The 14,944-nt window shown below is 56.8% G+C and carries 12 protein-coding genes and 1 other RNA gene; 2 read left to right on the forward strand and 11 right to left on the reverse strand.

The features are described 5' to 3' along the window. The 8 genes from murD to rnpB form a co-directional block, all read right to left on the reverse strand. Positions 1-1,480 (reverse strand): UDP-N-acetylmuramoyl-L-alanine--D-glutamate ligase (gene murD, locus ACTIKR_RS17270; protein ID WP_442328508.1); only part of this gene is annotated, 1,480 nt, incomplete at its 3' end. After that, on the reverse strand, positions 1,477-2,646 hold the full coding sequence (gene mraY / locus ACTIKR_RS17275; protein ID WP_193087277.1) for a phospho-N-acetylmuramoyl-pentapeptide-transferase: 1,170 nt from the start codon (positions 2,644-2,646) through the stop codon (positions 1,477-1,479). The genes mraY and murD, both read right to left, overlap by 4 nt. Next, positions 2,636-5,434, reverse strand: coding sequence for a bifunctional UDP-N-acetylmuramoyl-L-alanyl-D-glutamate--2,6-diaminopimelate ligase MurE/UDP-N-acetylmuramoyl-tripeptide--D-alanyl-D-alanine ligase MurF (gene murF / locus ACTIKR_RS17280; RefSeq protein WP_442328509.1), 2,799 nt, complete (start codon positions 5,432-5,434; stop codon positions 2,636-2,638). The genes mraY and murF overlap by 11 nt, the downstream gene beginning before the upstream one ends. Further along, the gene (locus tag ACTIKR_RS17285; protein ID WP_193087275.1) at positions 5,431-7,251 is read right to left on the reverse strand and encodes a peptidoglycan D,D-transpeptidase FtsI family protein; all 1,821 of its coding nucleotides are present in this window, start codon (positions 7,249-7,251) and stop codon (positions 5,431-5,433) included. Before ACTIKR_RS17285 ends, murF begins: the two co-directional genes overlap by 4 nt. Further along, positions 7,248-7,592, reverse strand: a complete 345-nt coding sequence (gene ftsL, locus ACTIKR_RS17290; protein ID WP_370540164.1) for a cell division protein FtsL — start codon at positions 7,590-7,592, stop codon at positions 7,248-7,250. The genes ACTIKR_RS17285 and ftsL overlap by 4 nt, the downstream gene beginning before the upstream one ends. After that, a complete protein-coding gene (gene rsmH, locus ACTIKR_RS17295; RefSeq protein WP_193087274.1) occupies positions 7,574-8,653 on the reverse strand; it encodes a 16S rRNA (cytosine(1402)-N(4))-methyltransferase RsmH in 1,080 nt (359 codons plus the stop codon). The genes ftsL and rsmH overlap by 19 nt, the downstream gene beginning before the upstream one ends. Further along, complete coding sequence (gene mraZ / locus ACTIKR_RS17300) at positions 8,653-9,081, reverse strand: division/cell wall cluster transcriptional repressor MraZ (protein ID WP_041710370.1); 429 nt, start codon at positions 9,079-9,081, stop codon at positions 8,653-8,655. The genes rsmH and mraZ overlap by 1 nt, the downstream gene beginning before the upstream one ends. A 251-nt stretch (positions 9,082-9,332) precedes the next feature. After that, an RNA gene (gene rnpB / locus ACTIKR_RS17305) (RNase P RNA component class A) lies at positions 9,333-9,715 on the reverse strand. Positions 9,716-9,852: 137 nt separating this feature from the next. On the opposite strand from rnpB, the gene ACTIKR_RS17310 reads away from it, so the two are divergent. Next, positions 9,853-11,673, forward strand: a complete 1,821-nt coding sequence (locus tag ACTIKR_RS17310; RefSeq protein ID WP_442328510.1) for an ATP-binding cassette domain-containing protein — start codon at positions 9,853-9,855, stop codon at positions 11,671-11,673. On the opposite strand, the gene ACTIKR_RS17315 is transcribed toward ACTIKR_RS17310, so the two are convergent. Together ACTIKR_RS17315 and pyrC are read right to left on the reverse strand one after the other, a co-directional pair. After that, a complete protein-coding gene (locus ACTIKR_RS17315; RefSeq protein WP_193087272.1) occupies positions 11,674-12,354 on the reverse strand; it encodes an O-methyltransferase in 681 nt (226 codons plus the stop codon). Positions 12,355-12,485: 131 nt separating this feature from the next. Next, a complete protein-coding gene (pyrC, locus tag ACTIKR_RS17320; RefSeq protein WP_193087271.1) occupies positions 12,486-13,547 on the reverse strand; it encodes a dihydroorotase in 1,062 nt (353 codons plus the stop codon). Between the two features lie 482 nt (positions 13,548-14,029). Between pyrC and ACTIKR_RS17325 the strand changes: the two genes are divergently transcribed. Continuing rightward, positions 14,030-14,305, forward strand: coding sequence for an SWIB/MDM2 domain-containing protein (locus ACTIKR_RS17325; protein WP_014751679.1), 276 nt, complete (start codon positions 14,030-14,032; stop codon positions 14,303-14,305). 127 nt (positions 14,306-14,432) lie between these two features. On the opposite strand, the gene ACTIKR_RS17330 is transcribed toward ACTIKR_RS17325, so the two are convergent. Continuing rightward, the coding region (locus ACTIKR_RS17330) for a FadR/GntR family transcriptional regulator (protein ID WP_442328511.1) at positions 14,433-14,944 on the reverse strand (512 nt) is incomplete at its 5' end.

Genomic DNA, 14,944 nt, shown 5'->3' on the forward strand with positions numbered 1-14,944 from the left:
CCTGACCGCGATGCGCATAGCTTTTAAACATGTCGAAGCTGGAACATGCAGGAGACATCAATACCGCGTCGCCCTGTTGCGCCAGCTCTAGGGCCTGCCTGACCGCCGCTTCCATGGATTCGGCGCGATGGCAGGCTACGCCGGTCTGCGCCAGCGCCTGTTCAATGACTGCCGTCGCTTCACCAATCAGAATGACCGCACGGGCGCACCGTCGCACGGACGCAGCCAGCGGAGAAAAATCCTGGCCTTTGCCCACACCGCCGGCAATAAGCACGATATCGCGTCCCATGCCCTCGAGCGCAGCCACGGTTGCACCCACATTGGTGCCCTTGCTGTCGTTGAAAAAATCAACGCCACGGATACTGCGTTCAAATTGCGTCCGGTACAGACCGGCGGCAAATTCCCGCAGCGTATTGAGCATGGGCCCCCAGCCTACCCCCAGCTCGCGGCACAGAAGCATCGCGGCCTGGGCATTGAGCATATTGTGCTGCCCGCGAATCTGCATGGCGTCGGCTGGCATCAGGCGCTTGATCAGGCCCGGTTTGCGCCTGGGTTTTTCGACATTTTTCTTGCGCCTGGCGCCGGGCGTTTCCGGCAATTCGAAGTCATCCTTCTCGCTGGCGGTAATCCAGGTCACGCCGTGCGCGCCTTCCATGCCGGTATCGCCCACCAGTACGGGGGCATCTGCACCAAAGCTGCGCATCTGGACATCATCGATATCGGCGATCATGGCCACGACGGCTGCATCGTTGCGATTGATAATCGCAACCCGGCTGGCAGCCAGCAGGCGCGCCTTGGCAGCGGCATATTCCTGCATATCGCGGTGCCAGTCAAGGTGGTCCTGCGTCAAATTCAGTACGGTGGCGGCATCCGGCGCCAGTGACTGCGTCGTCTGCATCTGGAAACTGGACAGTTCCAGCACCCAAACCTGCGGCAGCGACTGCGCGTCCAGCGCCTGCATGAGCGCGGTCAACGCCGACGGGCTGATATTGCCCGCGGCGATGGCCGTTTTGCCCGCCGTTTCCAGCATGGCTTGCGTCAGCGAGGTAACGGTGGTTTTGCCGTTGGTTCCGGTAATAGCCAGCACTTGCGGCTTATAGTCTTGCGCAGTTGCAAGATCGGCCAGGGCCAGCGCAAACAGTTCGATTTCGCCGATGACCGGGATCTGCCGTTGCTGCGCCTTTACCAGAAAAGCTGCCAGCGCCGGCTCCGACGGTGCAAGGCCGGGACTCAGGATGATCTGCTCTACGCCTTCGAGCGCGGCATCGGTGAACGCCTGAGCACCCAGAAAACGCGTGATATCGCCCTGGCCCTGCTCGGCAAGCGTGGCAAGACCTGGCGGGCAGTCCCGCGTATCGACAATATGCAGTGCCGCATTCTGGCGCAGACACCATAATGCCGAAGCCAGCCCGGTTTCACCCAGGCCAAGAATCAAGACACGAGATGGGAAAACGGCCACGCCGCCTGTATCGGTATTCATCGCAGTTTAAGTGTTGCCAGTCCCAGCAGAACCAGCATCATCGTAATAATCCAGAAACGCACCACAACCTGGGTTTCTTTCCAGCCACCCACTTCAAAATGATGATGCAGCGGCGCCATGCGCAATATTCGCCTGCCAGTACCGGTTTTTTTCTTTGTATATTTGAACCAGAACACCTGGATCATGACCGACAGCGTTTCGGCCACAAATACGCCGCCCATGATGAAAAGCACGATTTCCTGGCGCACGATCACGGCGATCGTACCCAGCATGCCGCCCAGTGCCAGCGCGCCCACATCGCCCATGAATACCTGGGCCGGATAGGCGTTGAACCATAAAAAGGCCAGACCGGCGCCGCCCAGTGCGGCGCATAGCACCAGCACTTCGGACGCGCCCGGAATATATGGAAAGAGCAGGTATTTGGAATAGTCCACACGGCCGACCACGTAGGCAAAAATGCCCAGCGCGCTGCCGACCATGACGGTTGGCATAATCGCCAGGCCATCGAGCCCGTCGGTCAGGTTCACGGCGTTGCTGGCCCCGACAATCACCATCCAGGTCAGAATCACAAAGCCGAAAACACCCAGCGGATAGCTCACGCTTTTGAAAAACGGCACGATCAGGTCAGCACGGGAAGGCAGCGGCATGGTGAAGCCGCTGCTCACCCAGGCCCACATGAGGCGGAAAATGTCGGCATTGGCGGGCGCCGAGACGGCAAACGTCAGGTACACAGAGGCAATCAGGCCAATAATAGCCTGCCACGCGAATTTTTCGCGCGAGGACATGCCTTCCGGATTACGATGAACCACCTTGCGGTAGTCATCGACCCAGCCGATGGCGCCAAAGCCGAAGGTGACCAGCAGCACAACCCAGACGAAACGGTTGCTCAGGTCTGCCCATAGCAGTGTCGCAACACCGATAGCAATCAGAATCAGCGCGCCACCCATGGTCGGTGTGCCGTTTTTGACCAGATGGGTCTCAGGACCGTAGCTGCGCACGGCCTGGCCGATTTTGAGTTCGGTTAGCTTGCGAATCACGTGCGGCCCGGCCATCAGCCCGATAAACAGCGCCGTTGCGCAGGCAAACATGGCCCGCAACGTAATGTATTCAAAAACGCTCAGGACGGAAAATGTGGGCGAGAGCCACCGGGTCAGTTCATAGAGCATGACCGGCCTCGTTCTTTTCTGACCAGGACAGCAAGTCCTGCACTACCCGTTCCATCCGCATCGATCTAGAGCCCTTTACCAGTATGCTTGCGGGCTGTCTCGCAACGACCCTTTCTGCGATTTTATGTATATCTGTCATATGTTCTGCCGCCTGGCCACACGCCTGCGCCGCCAGCGCACTGGCATTCCCATATGTAAACACATATGAAATGCCTTTATTACGGGCGTATTGCCCCATTTCCTCATGCATTTGCGGCCCGTTCTCGCCTACTTCGGCCATATCGCCCAGAACCAGCACGGTTGGCGCAGGCAGCGCGGCCAGAACATCGATCGCTGCAATTACAGAGTCCGGATTCGCATTATACGAGTCATCGACCAGCGTCAGGCCGCCGGACAGCGTATGACTGCGCATTCGTCCCTTGACCGGGGCAAATGTCTGCAGGCCGTCACGGATATCCGCCAGACTAATGCCTGCTGCATGGGCGCAGGCCGCTGCCGCCAGACTATTGCGGACATTATGGGCGCCGGCGATGGCCAGGCGCACATCAATCTGCCCGACCGGGGTTTTCATGACAAACGAAATGCCAAGTGCATCGGAAACCACCGACTCGGCGTAAAAATCGGCATCGGCCGTCTGCCCAAAGGTCAGCACGCGACGCTCGCCGGCCAACTCCTGCCACAAATCGGCGTAAGGCTCATCGGCTGGAAAGATTGCGGTACCATCGGCCGGCAGGGACAAAAACACCTGTCCGTTTTCAATGGCCACGGCCTGGACCGTGTGCATGAATTCCTGGTGCTCGCGCTGCGCATTGGTCACGACTGCGATACTGGGTTCACATAGCGCGGCCAGTTGCTCGATTTCACCCGGATGGTTCATCCCCAGTTCCAGCACCGCCATCTGATGTTCCGATGTCAATTTAAGCAGGCTGCGCGGCACGCCCCATTGGTTATTCAAATTGCCTTCAGTCGCAAAGCGACGCTCAATGCCGACGCCAGCGGCCAGCACGCAAGAGATCATCTCTTTGGTCGTGGTTTTACCATTGCTGCCGGCCACGGCAATCAACGGCAGGCAATACTGGCGACGCCAGGCATGCCCCATACTCATCAAGGCAATCGTGGTATCGGCAACCAGAATTTGCGGCAGATCCACCGCCGGATCGCGGCGGCTGACCAGTGCAGCGGCAGCGCCAGCCTGCCCGGCAGCGCCAATAAATTCATGGCCATCATGCTGCTCGCCGCGAATGGCAACAAACAACCCGTTCTCCGGAACATGCCGGGAGTCAGTAGAAATCTCGGGTCGATCGCGCAACAGCAACCCCAGTCGCGACCACTCCAGATCGTCAAAAGGCTGGCGTTCGTGGTTGATTTCCTGATAGGTTTCGTGCCCCTTTCCGGCAACCAGCACCACGTCGGCAGCGGATGCCTTCAGGATCATTTCGATAATCGCGCAGCCGCGATCGGGCTCGGCGCGTGCGCCTTGCGGCATACCCTTGAGAATATCGTTCAGAATATCGCCGGGCGCTTCGGTGCGCGGATTATCACTGGTCACCAGTACCTGATCAGCCAGACGCGCGGCGATCTGCCCCATGATCGGGCGCTTGGACTTATCCCGATCGCCCCCGCAACCGAAAATGCATAAAAGCTGCCCACCACGGGCCGTGGCGACCGGCTGCAAGGCCTGTAATGCGCGTTCCAGCGAATCAGGAGTATGCGAGTAATCGACCACAACCAACGGGCGTTTGTGGCCCGCGTCGGCACCTGCCGGCGTAACGGTCTGCAACCGTCCGGGCACCGGAGTAAGCAACGATACCAGCCCGGCGCTTTGGCGCAAATGAATGCCCAGGGCATCCAGCACGGCAACGACAAGCAGAATATTGGCAATGGAATGCTCACCCAGCAGGCGCGTGGTCAACTGCGCATCGCCACCGGGCGTGCGCAACGTAAACACCAGGCCATAATCGCGAAACTCATGTTCGACTGCCGTGAATGTCGCCTGCGGCGCGGCCTTCAGTGAATAGCCCGCCCTGGCATGCGCCGTGGTTTTCGCAAATATGCGTTCGCCGGCCTCATCATCCATATTCACAATGGCATGACTGAGCCCCGGCCAGACAAACAACGCCCTCTTGGCCGCTTCATAGCGCGCCATGCTCTGATGATAGTCCAGATGATCCAGCGTTAGATTGGTAAATGCCGCCACCTTGACCTGCAGTCCGTCCATGCGACCCTGCTCGATACCGATGGAAGACGCTTCCATCGCCACATACTCAACGCCGGCAGCGCGCATTTGGGCAATTTGCCGGTGTAGCGTGAGCACGTCGGGCGTTGTCAGATAGCCGCCCAGATTGGTTCCGTCAGGCATCACCGTTCCCAGTGTGCCGATGGTGGCGCAGGATTTGCCGATAGCATTCAGCGCTTCGGCAATCCAGGTAACGCAAGAGGTTTTGCCATTGGTGCCTGTGACCGCAATGACCGAGACCGCTGCCGAAGGATGGTCATACCAGCTATCGGCAATCTCGCCCAAATGGGTTCGCAAGCCGACTACCGGCAATACCGGAACGGCATGCCCGGCATCCAGCAGTGCCTGGCCCTGGTTCGTGCTGGCGACATCGGCAATCACTGCCACGGCGCCTTTTTTTATGGCATCGGGAATATACGCAAGGCCGTTGACTACGCTACCTGCACAAGCAACAAAGACATCCCCTTTCTGGATGTCTCTGGAGTCTAGCCGTAAATCCGCTTTATCCGTGACATGGCCGGCAAGCCATTGCGCTATCTGTCGGCCGTTCATCCCTGACTCCTCTTGGGTACGGTATTTCGCGCCTCAAGAGGAGCTGGCTCGATCGGCGCATCGGGTGGGACGGCCAGATACTTCAGCGTATCTTCAATGATGGAAGCCGCCACCGGCCCGGCAATCACGCTGCCGTAGTAACCGCCCTTGCGCGGTTGATCAAGCGTGACGGCCACGATAATCCGTGGCTTGGAAATGGGCGCCATGGCCACGAACGAGCCTCGATAGTCTTTGCGGCTATAGCGACCATCGACAATTTTACGGGCGGTGCCGCTCTTGCCACCGATCCGGTATCCCATGACCTTGCCCTGAATCTTGGTACCTTCCGAGCCGGCCGCATCCTCCAGCATCTGACGAACAGCGCGGGCGGTTTCCGGTTTATAAATCTGGATACTGGTCGGGTTAGCCCGGTTTTTCACCAGGGACAGCGAAATCATATCGCCGTTGCGGGCCAGCGCTGTGTACGCATGCGCCATTTGCAGCAACGAGACCGACAGGCCGTAGCCATATGCCATGGTCGCCCGCTCAATAGGACGCCAGCGCTCCCAGGGACGCACGCGTCCGGAAGCGGCGCCAGGAAAGCCCATATTGGGCGCCTGTCCGAAGCCCAGCGCATTGAAGACTGTCCACATTTGCTCTGAGCGCAAACGCTCGGAGATCATGGTCATGCCGATATTGCTAGAACGACGGATGATGCCGGCCACGTCCAGCACGCCATTGCGCGTGCTTACGTCTGTAATGGTTGCACCGTGATAACGATAGGTGCCGTGTCCGGTATTGAATTTGGTTTTCGTGGTCACCGCGCCGGCATCAAGCGCCAGCGCGGCCACCAGCGGCTTCACGATAGAGCCGGGCTCGAACGTATCGGTAATAGCCCGGTTGCGCAAGGCGGCGCCCCGCCGCTCCTGCTGATTGTTGGGATTGTATGTGGGCAGGCTGACCATTGAAAGGATTTCACCGTTCTGCGCGTCCACGACCACTGCCGCACCTGAAGATGCTTGATGATCGGCGATGGCCTTTTGCAGAGCCTTGGAAACCAGAAACTGCACGCGACTATCAACGGTTAACTCCAGATTCTGCCCATCGCGCGCAGGCTCTACTTCCTGCATGTCGCCAATGATTCGACCCAGGCGATCACGCAGCACTTTGCGCAATCCGGGCTGGCCCGACAACTGCTTGTTGAATTCCAACTCGACACCCTCAATACCGCGATCTTCGATATTGGTAAAGCCCACGATGTGCGCCATCAGTGAACCTTGCGGGTAGGAGCGACGGGTTTCAGACAGCAGTCCGATTCCCGGGATTTTCATTTTCTGAATTTCGGTAGCTGGCTCCATGGCGACCTGACGGCGCAGGTAAACAAAGGTTTTATCCGAACTGCTCAGGCGTGTCGTCAAATCTTTGAGCGACATATCCAGCAGCCGCGCCAGCCGCGCCAGCTGTTCAGGCGTGGCGCTGCGGGTCTCTTCAGGCGAAGCCCAGACCGCTTTTGCAGGAATACTGGTCGCAAGAAACTCGCCATTGCGATCCAGCACACGCCCGCGATTGGCCGGCAGCACCAGCGTGCGTTCATAACGCTTGCCGCCCTCGGCCTGCAGAAAATCATTGTTCATCGTCTGTAGGTAAAGCGATTTGGCAATGACGGTGGTGAACCCCAGGCTGATCACGACAAACAGCAAACGCGCACGCCACTTGGGTATCTGCACGTGCAGCACCGGGCTGCTGCTGTAGTAGTGATGCTGGGACGGGCGCTTACCAGGCTGGTAACCGCCGCGTGATGTTTTTTTTGATTTGAGCAAATCCAGATTCAGCTTCATTGCGCTCCCCTTGGCGCCGATGTGGCAGCAGATTTTTCCGTGGCTGTTGCCGCTCGGGCAGTGCCTGCATTCATTTCTGATTCTTTGATGAAAACGGTCTGATTAATCTGCGGGGTCTGCATACTGAGTTTATCGGACATCACCCGGTCTATATTGGCGCTGGTGGTCAGCTGCGCACGCTCAAGCAGCAGGTGACGCCAGTCCACTTCCAGTTCACGCTCGGCGGCCTGGGCTCGACCAATATCGATATAAAGTAAACGTTGCTGATAGCGGCTGGACACCAGGGAAATGGCACTGTACATGAAAAAACCGATCAGAAATATCAGTGCGAGGCGGGCCACGATCCTCTCCTTTTCTGTGTATCCATGCCAGGCAGCGTCGCGCGGACCGCATTTTCATGCGCCTGGTTCCAGGCCGCATCGGTGCGTTCGGCAACACGCAGCACAGCAGAGCGCGAGCGCGGATTACCGCGAACCTCACTCTCCTCGGCCAATACCCTGCCCAGATTCTTCAGAACCGGCTCGGGCATTTCACTCTCACGCAAAGGCATACGGGCAAGCTCGGGCGGCAGCGACGAGGCTGCGGCAAAACACTGCTTGACCATGCGGTCTTCAAGAGAATGAAAACTGATCACCGCCATTCTTCCTTGTGGAGCAAGTACCTTCAGAATTGACGCGAGGGTGTCCGCCAGTTCCTTGAGTTCTTCATTGATGTGAATCCGTATAGCCTGAAAGGTGCGTGTGGCCGGATGTTGACCTTTTTCCCGCGTACGGACGACGTTTGCGACGAGCTCGGCAAGTTCGAGCGTTGTGCACAAAGGGCTGGATTGGCGGCGAGCATCAATCGCCTTTGCAATCTGGAAAGCAAACCGTTCTTCGCCATAATATTTAATGACCTCCTTCATGTTGTCCACACTGGCCTGGGCCAGCCACTGTGCGGCCGTCTGACCGCGACTTGTATCCATCCGCATATCCAGTGGGCCGTCCCGCATGAACGAGAAACCCCTGGCAGCATCATCAATCTGTGGCGATGAAACGCCTAAATCCATCATGACGCCATCGATCTGCGTCACACCCTGCTCGGCCAGTGCCGGCACCATGGTGGCAAAACCATCATGAATCACCGTGACCCGGGCATCCTCGCGACTTAACTGCATTGCTGCTTCTATCGCGCGAGGGTCCTTGTCAAACACAAACAAACGGGCACTTTTGCTCAGGGCGGACAACAGCAGGCGACTGTGCCCACCCCGACCAAAAGTTCCATCTACGAACACACCATCGCGCTTTGCCGGTGGCGCCCACTGCCTGACTGCGGCAGATTTGGCGTAAAAATCGGCAAGTACCAGCGCGTTGACGGTTTCTTCATACAAAACCGGCTTGTGTTCGTACCCTGCTTCTGCCATCACAGTGAAAAATGCTCAAGACTGTCAGGCAGACCCTTGGCCAGATCCTGTGCCTGTTGCTGCGCAAAGATCGTGGCATCCCATAAATCAAAGTGCTTGCCCATGCCCACCAGCACTACATCTTTCACAATGCTGGTTGCCATGCGCAATTCCGGCGCAATCAAAATGCGGCCCGAACCGTCAATTTCGACGTCCTGGGCATTACCCAGCAACATGCGTTGCACGTGACGGGCCGACATGGGAAACGCCATGATGGCCTCGCGTTTCTCTTCCCATACCGGCCGCGGGTATATAAGCAAACCGCCGTCAAAGTTGCGGGTGACAGTCAGGGCGCCGTCTGCGGCCTCGGTCAGGGCGTCACGATACCGGGTTGGAATGGTCATCCTCCCCTTGGCATCCAGCGTGAGCGCACTGTTTCCCTGAAATATCACTTTTATCCCACAATTTTGCACAAAATCCTACTTTTTCCCACTTTAAGTGAATGCGCGCAAATGGTCAAGTTCTATTTAGTGACTTTTTCCAATCACAACAAAGACTTAGCCAACTTCGCCGAAAACGCGAAATTTTTGTTTATAAAAATCAGGGGGTTAAAATTAATTACAGGAAAATGTCAGAAACAGTCGCTAATTTCGGAATAATTATTAGCATTTATTAACATTAGCGACATGTGAGAAAAAGAAGACAGGAAAGGTCTGTAAGCCGGATTCTGTAAACCGGTTTCCCGGTTGGCAATCATTCCTCTGGCAACCTTATTACTAAGGCACTCAAGCCATCTACCCGCATGCTTGGACGAGCCGCCCTTCGTGACGAATCACACGCATGCCTATTTGATGTTGCTCCGGATAGAGGTTACCGCGTTTCACCCTGACGCGCTGTCACCCTTCTCGGATGACGTCGTACGGAAGTCGCCGTATCAGTGCGGTTAAGCCCGCGCGCCAGTCTCGTCTCTGTGGCCCTGTTCCTCGGTGGCGCAAACCACCGGACGGCTGTTAGCCGCTATCCTGCCCTTCGGAGTCCGGACATTCCTCGATACTGATGTACCGCGATTGCCCAACCTTTCCTGCGGCCACTATTGTAACCGTGATAATGCCTTGCTAGCCAGCGATATCCACAAGTGGGTCCACGAATAATGCGACAATGTTGGTATTGTTCAATTTTCGGCTCTCTCAAGCTTTCTCTTTCAGGTTCGCAGTTTCCCTATGGCAGCAAATACGCTCATCACCCTTCTGAACGCACAATTGGCCTTCGGCCACCATGCCCTGCTCGATCACGCCTCGCTTACCATCAACGAAGGCGACCGCATCGGCCTGATCGGCCGCAACGGCGCCGGCAAGTCGTCGTTACTGCGCATCCTGGATGGCCGCGCCGACCCGGACGACGGGGAGGTCTCGCGCCTGAGTTCACTGCGCTCGATGACTGTCGAGCAGGAACCCGAGCTGCCTGAGGACAGTACGGTATACGACACTATTGTCGGAGATTTTCTAAGCACGGAAGATTGGCAACGCCCGACGCGTGCAAACATGATCATTGAAGAACTGGGCCTGTCGCCGGACAGCCAGATCGCAGGCCTGTCTGGCGGCACCCGCAAGCGGATTGCGCTGGCACGCGCCTTTGTGGAACAGCCCGATCTGCTGCTGCTGGACGAGCCCACGAACCATCTGGATTTCCAGGGTATCGCCTGGCTTGAAAAACGCATTCTGCAAAACCGTGGCGCCTGCGTTGTCATTACCCACGATCGACGCTTTCTGGATGCGGTCACCACCCGGATCGTAGAGCTTGACCGAGGCAAACTGCACAGCTATCCCGGCTCATTCAGCCAGTGGCAGGTGCACAAGGCAGAGTGGCTGGCTGCCGAAAGATTGCAGAACGAGCGTTTTGACAAGGTATTGGCGCAGGAAGAAGTGTGGATACGCAAGGGCGTCGAAGCCCGCCGCACCCGCAACGAAGGCAGGGTCAAACGACTGGAGCAATTAAGACGCGATCGCAGTGAAAGACGCGAGCGTGTCGGCAACGTGAACTTTGCGGTGACCACCGGCGAGCGCTCGGGCAAACTGGTCGCTGAACTGGAAAACGTGGGCAAGACGTTCGGCGACAAAACCGTGATCCGCGACTACTCCACCACGATCATGCGCGGCGACCGGATCGGCATTATCGGCCCCAATGGCGCCGGCAAAACCACGCTTCTTAAAATCATTCTGGGCAAACTTGCGCCGGACAGCGGCAATGTCAGACTGGGCACCAACCTGTCGGTGGCCTATTTCGACCAGATGCGCGAGCAACTGGACGACAATGCCGTGCTGACCGAAGTGATCAATCCGGGCAGCGAATGGGTGGAAATCGGCAATCAGCGCAAGCACGTCATGAGTTATCTGGGCGACTTCCTGTTCTCGCCAGCCCGGGCCCAGTCTCCAGTCTCCAGCCTGTCGGGCGGTGAACGCGCCCGCCTGCTGCTGGCGCGCTTATTTGCTCGGCCGGCCAACGTGCTGGTCATGGACGAACCCACCAACGACCTGGACATTGAAACACTGGAATTGCTGGAAGAACTGCTGCAGGAGTTTTCCGGCACCGTATTGCTGGTCAGCCATGATCGCACATTCCTGAACAATGTGATCACCCAAACCATTGCCTGCGAAGGCAACGGCCAATGGCGCGATTACGTGGGTGGCTACGACGACTGGCTGGCCCAGCGGCCGGCATCCATACAGGAGCAGCAGGATAACGCGAACGCGTCAACATCGGCAAAGAACGCCTCGGGCCAGACGCAGGCGAGCGCACGCAAGGATAGCAAATCGGGCCGCCTGAGCAACTGGGAACAACAGGAACTGGACCGCATCCCCAAGGAAATTGTTGCATTGGAAACGGAACAGAGCGAGCTGACCCAACATCTGTCGGAGCCTGATCTGTATGCCGATGGCCCGGAAAAAGCCGCCGGCATTCACGAGCGCTTGCTGGAAATTGAAGAAGCCCTGTTGGCAAAGCTGGAACGCTGGGAATTGCTCGATAGCAAGAAAGGCGGCTGATCAGCCGTTGACGATGGCAATCGACAGGCCATCCCAGCCTTTGCTGCCCACGGTCTGAAAGGCCGTGGCCGACAGCCGTTCATTGCCGGCCATGTCATCAAAGAAACGACGCAAACCCTTGATATTGCTGCCCTCCGAATGGGCGTCCACGATCTGCCCCTGGCGCACCACATTATCGGCCACGATAACCGTGCCCGGCGCCGACAGCTTTACCGCCAATTCCAGATAGCGAGGATTGTTTTCCTTGTCGGCATCCATAAAGATGAAATCGAACGGCGCAGCGCCTTCGTCAATGAGCGCCTGCATCAGATCGGCCGCGCGCCCCAGGCGGATCTCGACCCGGTCATCCACTGCGGCAATACGCAGGCTTTCCCGCGCCACTCTCACATAGTTTTCGTCAAAATCCAGCGTCAGCAGTCGACCGTCAGGCCCCATGCCCAGCGCCATCCAGACGGTGCTGTAGGCGCCCAGCGTGCCCAGTTCCAGAATACGCTTTGCTCCCTTGATACGCACCAGCAAGTTTAGCAGCTTGCCCTGATTGGGCGCCACCTGAATCGCCGGCATGGCGTGCGCCTCGCAATGCGCGAGCACCTTGGCAGGAATGGTATCGTCCGCCAGAAGCAGACTGTTGAAATAATCATCGACCGCAACGTAACGCTCGGGGGTAATCTGAATTTTCATAGCATTAAGACTCGAATAACAAAAGTAGCCGACAGCGGTGCCGGACAGGCAGGCGCATGCCCAAGACCGGCGCCATTCTTGCGAACGCCGCTCGCATTGGTGCTGATGACCCAGGCCATCAGCCTATCTGATCAATCGGAAAACGACCAGTTCAACGTTTCACCAGCTGCCAGCGGCACCAATTCGGTGGCGCCATAGGCAAGCGTCAACGGAATCTCAAACGCCTTGCGCTCCAACGTTACCGTGCCCGTATTGGCGGGCAACCCGTAAAAGGCTGGCCCGTTCAGGCTGGCAAAGGCCTCCAGCCGGTCCAGACGCCCCGCCTGCTCAAATGCCGTGGCATACAACTCCAGCGCATGCAATGCCGTATAACAGCCGGCGCAGCCACAGGCATGCTCCTTAAGCCCCCGAGCGTGCGGTGCGCTATCGGTTCCCAGGAAAAAACGATCGCTGTCGCCAGTGGCTGCAGCCACCAGAGCCAGGCGATGCGTTTCACGCTTCAATACCGGCAAACAGTAATAGTGTGGCCGGATCCCACCGGTGAAAATGGCATTGCGGTTATACAGCAAATGATGAGCCGTAATCGTGGCCGCGACCGGCCCTTGCGCCTGCGTCACATAATCGACGCCTTCTTTGGTCGTAATGTGCTCGAACACCACTTTGAGCGATGGATAGCGCTGGCGCAGCGGGATCATTACCTGATCGATAAATACCGCCTCGCGATCGAACAGATCGACCGTCTGATCGGTGACCTCTCCATGCACCAGCAAGGGCACGCCATGTTTTTCCATGGCTGCCAGCGCCTTGTCGCACTGATCCAGCAAATTGGTCACGCCAGCATCTGAATTTGTGGTGGCGCCGGCCGGATACAGCTTGACCGCGTGCACGAAATCAGAGGCTGCGACCTGCGCAATGTCCTGCGCCGTCGTGCCTTCGGTCAGATACAACGTCATCAGGGGGGTAAAGGTGGCGGAATCACGCCCTGCCTCGTGCAGCGCAGAGACAATACGGTCGCGATAGGCCCCGGCCTGTTCCACTGTCGTTACCGGCGGTCGCAAATTAGGCATGATGATGGCGCGCCGGAACTGGCGCGCAGAATGTGCGACCACGGCTCGCAGCGCCTCCTGGTCCCGCAGATGCAAATGCCAGTCGTCTGGCTGAATAAGGGTGATGGCAGTATCTGTAATCAGCATAATGGTGGATGTCCTTTTGATGACCAATACTATACAGAAAACCGAGGGGAAATTTCGTGCTGGCGTATCGGCCGCATATAGAAGCAAAGACAGTGGCCTGATCGGGCCGGCTGCATTTTGAGTAAGTTTTGAGCAACTGCGGCGATTCTACCGCCTGATACGAACACCGCAGATTTAACCGACCGACACAGGCAGCGACGCTTTACACTGACCGACAGCTGAACAAAACGCCATGGGGCCCGCCCAAAGCGGCTTGTGCACGACAATGCTAATAATTCTTAACAAATCGACTATTTTATAAAAAAACACAAAAATCACATAAAACGCACCCTATTTCGTCTAATTTCTTTTATTTTGCTTTTAAAAAACAATATCTGTAATTTCCGCCAATTTCGCATAAAAAAAAACTATGCAAGAGGCAAATTACACGTTATTCTCTCCCATGTACGAATATACACACGCCTTTATGGAGATTTACAAATATGGCAACAACTTCAGAAAAACCAGCCCGTAAGCCAAACGCAGCTTTCATGAAACCGCTGACTCCCAGCGCTGAGCTGGCTCAAGTAATCGGCAGTGATCCGTTACCTCGTACAGAAGTGACCAAGAAAATCTGGGAATACATCAAAAAACACGATCTGCAGGATCCTAAAAACCGTCGCAACATTAATGCCGACGCCAAACTGCGGCCCATTTTCGGTAAAGATCAGGTCAGCATGTTCGAAATGACAAAACTGGTCAGCACACATCTGAAATAATCAGCTGTGCATTGCCGGTTAAAAAACGAATCCTGTGGGTTCGTTTTTTTTCGCCCTTTTTTAACGAACCCGTTGCATGACGCTGACTGCAGTCACTATGCCATTGCGGCCGGCAACCAAGGCATTATCATGAGCCGCTTTCGACACTGCGCATAAAAATCCGGATCACATTTGTCAGGTGGGCATGCATAGCCTGCCTGGCACCGTCTGCATCCTGCTTTTCCAGCGCAAGCAATATATGATGATGCTCCAATTGAGATCGCAAGGGCATATCGTCCGGTGTATACAGCTGCTGTAATCTGCCGAACAGCTCGGTATACTGTTTACCCAGAAGATAGCGCACAAAAAAAGCGTAGGCACCATTTTCGGCCGCTTCGGCAATACGGATGTGGAACAGCCGGTCACCGATATGATCCTGCGAGCGATTGAGATTGTCCTGAACGTTCATCAGATACGCATCTTTAATGGCCTGCATTTGTTCGTCGCTGCGTCGCCCGGCTGCCAACGCTGCAATTTCCGGCTCCAGCAATAGACGTGCCTGCAACAACTCAAATGGCGTCACCTCAGTCGACATGGCAAGGTGAGGTAACAATTTGGGATGAACCGGCGGGTCTGCATGATTCACCTGAGCCGGGCCGC

It is taken from the genome of Advenella sp. (assembly GCF_052108595.1).
In the GTDB taxonomy this organism is placed as follows: Bacteria; Pseudomonadota; Gammaproteobacteria; order Burkholderiales; family Burkholderiaceae_B; genus Advenella.

Excerpts from the sequence above, each read along its gene's own strand:
- mraY (WP_193087277.1), bottom strand. The coding sequence starts at position 2,646 with ATGCTCTATGAACTGACCCGGTGGCTCTCGCCCACATTTTCCGTCCTG.
- murF (WP_442328509.1), bottom strand. The coding sequence starts at position 5,434 with ATGAACGGCCGACAGATAGCGCAATGGCTTGCCGGCCATGTCACGGAT.
- ACTIKR_RS17285 (WP_193087275.1), bottom strand. The coding sequence starts at position 7,251 with ATGAAGCTGAATCTGGATTTGCTCAAATCAAAAAAAACATCACGCGGC.
- rsmH (WP_193087274.1), bottom strand. The coding sequence starts at position 8,653 with ATGGCAGAAGCAGGGTACGAACACAAGCCGGTTTTGTATGAAGAAACC.
- ACTIKR_RS17310 (WP_442328510.1), top strand. The coding sequence starts at position 9,853 with ATGGCAGCAAATACGCTCATCACCCTTCTGAACGCACAATTGGCCTTC.
- ACTIKR_RS17315 (WP_193087272.1), bottom strand. The coding sequence starts at position 12,354 with ATGAAAATTCAGATTACCCCCGAGCGTTACGTTGCGGTCGATGATTAT.
- pyrC (WP_193087271.1), bottom strand. The coding sequence starts at position 13,547 with ATGCTGATTACAGATACTGCCATCACCCTTATTCAGCCAGACGACTGG.
- ACTIKR_RS17325 (WP_014751679.1), top strand. The coding sequence starts at position 14,030 with ATGGCAACAACTTCAGAAAAACCAGCCCGTAAGCCAAACGCAGCTTTC.